This is a genomic window from Streptomyces sp. NPDC048353, from assembly GCF_055587165.1.
Window position 1 is genome coordinate 1 of sequence record NZ_JBVJGU010000020.1, and the last position, 4,693, is coordinate 4,693.

Sequence of the window (4,693 nt, forward strand, 5' to 3'; positions counted from 1 at the left end):
GCGTCGGCCATGGCGAACAGGAACGGCAGGCTGGCCACCGTGCAGGGATACACGTCCCCCTGGTGGTGGGCTGCGCTGTAGAAGCTGCGGAACGCCTGCTTCCGGACCTCGTCGTCAGGCGAGGCCATGTCGCGCAGCCATTGCGGAACATCACTGGCAGATCCATAGGCGTGCCCCATGGACGCCCAGTCGATGTTCTCCAAGTTGTCGATCATTCCCGGCACTATGCCGGACAGCACTGACACCCCGGCAGAACCGACCACGACGCCCATCCTCGGGGCAGGTATGGAGCCGCGGCATGGGTGTCGAGGCTCGAGGAATGCGCTCATCGCGAATGACGCCTGTCCTGAACTCGCCCTCATCGCCGAAGGTTTCCGCCCGGCTGACGAGGGCCCCGACACGCAGCTCTCCTTCGACCCGGGATGCGAGAACCGGCTGCGCATGGAGCCGGTGGTCGACCGGGTCAACGCAAGGACGGCCGACGCATCGCCGGCCCTCCAGGGCCGCCGCAACTACGTCTGGGACAACGACCGCGACAAGGCCACCCTCCGCGATGACCGCGGCCGCTTCAAGGCGAGGGGGCGACGGATCCGCCGCCCCTCGCGCGGACACCCATGCGGCGGCTTCCGCCGGCGTTCAGGACCCCGCACCGAGCGAGGCGCAGTCCCGCACCTGCGGCTCCTTTCTCCGACAGGCCGCTGGCACTCCCGCCGCCCGGTCAGGCGCTTTCCGGGCGCCCCCTTCTGGGACTGGCCGAAGCCGCCCTCGGCGTCCCCCGGGCGGGCGTGAGCCGGGCCTGGGCGCGGGGCCTTCGCGGATGGTCCTGGGGTCCCGGGGCGGTGATCCTGTTGGCCGTGCGGCGCCGGGCCGGAGGGAGCGGTCGCAGGACGGACATGCCGAGGCCTCCGTGCCCCCGGGTACCTCGAGCGCCCGAGATCGCCTCCGCCCCGCGCCCGCGGCGGGCCCTTGCCTGGCCGGCCGTCCGGCGCCCGGGGGCTGCGCCGTCCGGGTGAGGGGGAAACGATCCACTGTCATCGAGGGGTGGGCGGCCGGCGGTGAGGCCGGAAGCATGGCTGGCGCTCGCCGGTTGCGGAGACTGCCCGGGGGTTCTCCTGTGGAGCCGCCCGGCGAGCGGCCCGTTTCCCCGTGGATGAGGAAGGACGCGTTGTGCCGCTGACTGCCCAGTACGTTGCCCAGGAGCTCGAGGCCGCGAGCAAAGTGGGTGATCCCGAGGCCGACGAGCTGGTCTCGGATCTGATCGACCAAAAGGAGATCGACGGGGTCAACGCCCTGTTCCGTACGATCGCCACGCTCCAGCCGGGGCAGGACCGCTCGAATCTGCCGCCCCGCCTGCAGGAGTTCCTGAGGGCGGCGGAGACCGACCCGCCGGGCTGGACCGGCGCGGACGTCAAGGCCGCGGAAAAGTTCTTCGACCGTCACCGCGGCGAGGTTGCCATGCTCCAGGGGACTGTCGGCCTGATCGGCACCTACCTGTCCCCGACCGGCGCGTTCACCCTGCGCTCGACCGGCCGCCTGGGCGGCGTGGAGGGACCCGGCCGCCGTCTGTCGCAGTCCTCGCGCCTGTTCGTCGACATGGACAAGAAGGGCGCGATGACCGACGGCACGCTGAAGGCGAACGTCACCAAGGTCCGTCTGGTCCACGCGTCCGTCCGGCAACTGCACAAGAAGTCCGGCGAGTGGGACTACGGCAAGTGGGGCGAGCCGGTCTCCCAGAAGTACACCACCGGCGCCGCCTGCGTCTTCTCCGTGCAGATCCTCCAGGGCATGCGCAACCTCGGCCTGGACGTCTCCAAGGACGACGCGCACGGCTTCATGTGCGCCTGGCACTACGTCAACCACTACCTCGGCACACCGGAGAAGTGGGTACTGCCCAAGGACGCTGACGAGGTCGACCGGCTGTGGACCCAGGAACGCGACAAGGAGTGGAAGAAGACCGACGACGGCGTCTTCATGACCAAGCAGGCCGTGAACTACTACAAGAAGTTCTTCCCCGGCCCCTCCCACGACGCGTTCATCGCCATGGTCCGCACCGCGCTCGGTGACACGTACGCCGACATGGCCGGCCTGCCCAAGGGACTGCTGTCCACCGCAGGCAAGCCGCTGGCCGCCGGCCACAAGGCCGTCAGCGGGATCGGCGGCGGACTCCTCGGCGGCGGCGCGGAGAAGGCCACCGGGGTCAACCCCTACAAGGACATCCTCGGCGTCGCCTCGACCGCATTTCGCGACATGGAGAAAGCCGCGCTCACCCAGGGCCAGGACGACCAGCCGCAGATGCACCAGGAACTCGGCGACAACCGCTAAACGCCTCTGTCTCCGAGGTGCCCTTCAGGCCCTGTCGCGCTCCGGTATGTGCGCCTCGCCTGGATGCCCTCCGTCGATGACGTTCATCCGGTCCGGCGGGGTCTCGGCTGCAGCTGCGGCGTGACCGATGACGGCGCACGGGTCGTGAGCCTGCCGGGGGTGGAGAGCGGTGGGTCAGCCGGACACGGCCCACGTCTCGCCGCGATGAGCCGCACGGGCGGGGGGTTCGGGCCCGGCCGGCCGACGCCGTCGTGGCGCCGGCCGGCTCCGGGGCGTCAGTGCGGTGGACGGATCTGTACCAGGTCCTCGCCCTGGTCGGCGTTGCGCCAGATCGGTTCGGGGCTGTTGAACGAGTAGCCCCCGCTCTCTTCGTGGACCTCGTTGGTGTAGACCCGGACGCTGCTCTCGGCCTCCAGCTTCGCGCCCCTGGGGAAGGTGAACACCTTGTCGGTGTGCGGGCCCGAGACGGTGTAGCCGGATAGGTCGAGGGACGCGTCGCCGGTGTTGCGGACCTCTACGTACTCATCCGACTCGCCGGGGTTGACGCCCTGGCGGTGGACGCTGCCCGCCAGGCTGGGCCTGCCGTCGGCCGGGCTCTGCTTCTTCTGCTCGCAGAGGTAGATGTAGCTGCCGTCGACGTTGTCGTTGAGGTCGGTGTCGATGCGCCGGAAAGCGGCCGGAGGCTCCGGATCGGCCTCCTGCGAGGTGATGACCTTCAGGTTTTCGACCGGCTCGTGCCCCTTGATACGGGCGTAGCACAGGTAGCTGTAGTCCCCGCCCGCGCCCGCGTTGAGATCGACATCGACCCGCTGGAACCCTTCCGGGGCCTTGACGTCGGCGTCGTCGCCGGACTGGGCGAAGCAGACGTCCGTGATCGGGTCGGCGACCGAGTCCTCCCGCTTGAAGGCGAGGTAGAGATACTCGCCGCCGGCACGTCCGGACCAGGTCGCCGCCCCGTGGGGCCGCTCGCCGCGCTCGACCCCAGCGGCGCGGACGGGGACACGGTGTTCCTGGCGGAGACCGCGCGGATCGCCTGCGTGGGCCGGCGGGCCGTGCAGAACTGGCGCCGCCGCACGCCGGTTCCTTCCACCCGGTCGCCGGCGCTGACACGCATCCGCGGTTCAGCGGTCCGCGGTGGTCGCCTGGCTCCGCCCATGACGAGATCATCGTGCGTGCCATGGGCGTTCCGTCGGCCACCCTCACCCCCGTGGTCCGATGGCGCGGGCGAACGCCGCTTCCGGCTCGATGACCCGTGGAGGGAGCCGACCGATGACGCCGCCATCCCCCGCAAACGGCAACGCGACTGCCCCACCCTGCGGGCCCGTGACCGCAGCGATGGACTCTGACGGCGTCCTCGTGAAAACGCCACAGACCGTCGCGTAAGGCCGAGTGAAAGCACGACTGCGCCGACGCTGCTCTCCACTACGGCCGGCTGCTCGGCCGCCCGGCCGAGCAGCTCGGCCGGGCGGCCGAGCAGCCGATGATCCTTCTGTCGCGGTCGCACCATGCGGTCCCCGGACTTCGGGGGTCAGCGGCTTCCTGGCATGGCTCCCCGAGCGCCGGAGCCGTGGCGGCCGGCGTCCTTGTCGCGGGCCGCGGAGGCGGCGGCGAGGGCGAGGAGGGTGGCGATGGCGCCGGTGATGAGGTTGCTGGTGATCGAGCGGGTGTGGGCAACATCCCCGGCCACCACCCACGGCGCGACGCAGGTCCAGATGCCGATGGCGGCCGCGGCCCAGGCCATGGAATGGGTCCGCTCGTAGGAATTGCCCAGACCGCCCAGCAGAAGCATGTAGGCGATACCGGCGATAAGGTTCGTGACCGCGAGGGTGGTAAAGCCGTTGAAGCCGACGATCCAGGGGGACGCGGCGAGGTAGAGCCCCGTGAGCAGTGCCAGAGCCTCGACCATCTGGGCACGCGGAGTGGCGGCCGCGCGGTCGTGCCGGGCGCGGAGTTCCATCAGGTCGGGGTGTTCTTCGATGGGGGCGCGGTGGGTCGATGCCATGACGACCTCCAGGAAAGGGACTGGTGACCGGCGCCTACCCATAAAATCGATATAAAAAGGGCAAAACGGCTGATATGTGTGCCGATCCCTGATGGGGGTCCCTCGGGGGCCCTCGCCGAAAGCAACCGGGTCGGCCGACGTTTCGACCCCCCTTCCCGGCACCACTTTCCGACGCCGTCGTCGGGGCTCAGCTGGGCGCGTGGGTGCCCGTGCCGGGGCCGCGCCAGTCGAGGCACAGGACGGTGGCGTCGTCTCGCGGTGGGCATCCGCCGTGAGCGTCGGTGACCGCGCCGACCAGCGTGCGGACGACCTCCCGCGGGTGCTCGGCGGCGGTTTTACGCAGAAGGCCGGGCAGGTCGACGGCTGCGG

4 protein-coding genes and 2 pseudogenes are annotated in these 4,693 nt (G+C 70.3%); 2 read left to right on the forward strand and 4 right to left on the reverse strand.

Translation table 11 applies throughout. From position 1 onward, the window contains the following. Nucleotides 1–215, reverse strand: a pseudogene (locus ACZ6RC_RS33280) (HEAT repeat domain-containing protein); the annotation flags it as partial. Nucleotides 216–1,167: 952 nt separating this feature from the next. Between ACZ6RC_RS33280 and ACZ6RC_RS33285 the strand changes: the two are divergent. Next, nucleotides 1,168–2,322, forward strand: a complete 1,155-nt coding sequence (locus ACZ6RC_RS33285; RefSeq protein ID WP_469590610.1) for an oxygenase MpaB family protein — start codon at nt 1,168–1,170, stop codon at nt 2,320–2,322. A 275-nt stretch (nt 2,323–2,597) separates the two neighbouring features. Here ACZ6RC_RS33285 and ACZ6RC_RS33290 read toward each other — a convergent pair whose 3' ends face one another. After that, nucleotides 2,598–2,984, reverse strand: a complete 387-nt coding sequence (locus ACZ6RC_RS33290) for a lamin tail domain-containing protein (RefSeq protein ID WP_469590620.1) — start codon at nt 2,982–2,984, stop codon at nt 2,598–2,600. On the opposite strand from ACZ6RC_RS33290, the gene ACZ6RC_RS33295 reads away from it, so the two are divergent. Beyond that, nucleotides 2,877–3,668, forward strand: coding sequence for a hypothetical protein (locus tag ACZ6RC_RS33295; RefSeq protein WP_469590615.1), 792 nt, complete (start codon nt 2,877–2,879; stop codon nt 3,666–3,668). The two genes, ACZ6RC_RS33290 and ACZ6RC_RS33295, sit on opposite strands and share 108 nt — an antisense overlap. Nucleotides 3,669–3,850: 182 nt before the next feature. On the opposite strand, the gene ACZ6RC_RS33300 is transcribed toward ACZ6RC_RS33295, so the two are convergent. Together ACZ6RC_RS33300 and ACZ6RC_RS33305 are read right to left on the reverse strand one after the other, a co-directional pair. After that, the gene (locus tag ACZ6RC_RS33300) at nt 3,851–4,324 is read right to left on the reverse strand and encodes an SPW repeat protein (RefSeq protein WP_469590618.1); all 474 of its coding nucleotides are present in this window, start codon (nt 4,322–4,324) and stop codon (nt 3,851–3,853) included. 187 nt (nt 4,325–4,511) lie between these two features. Then, nucleotides 4,512–4,693, reverse strand: a pseudogene (locus ACZ6RC_RS33305) (serine/threonine-protein phosphatase); the annotation flags it as partial.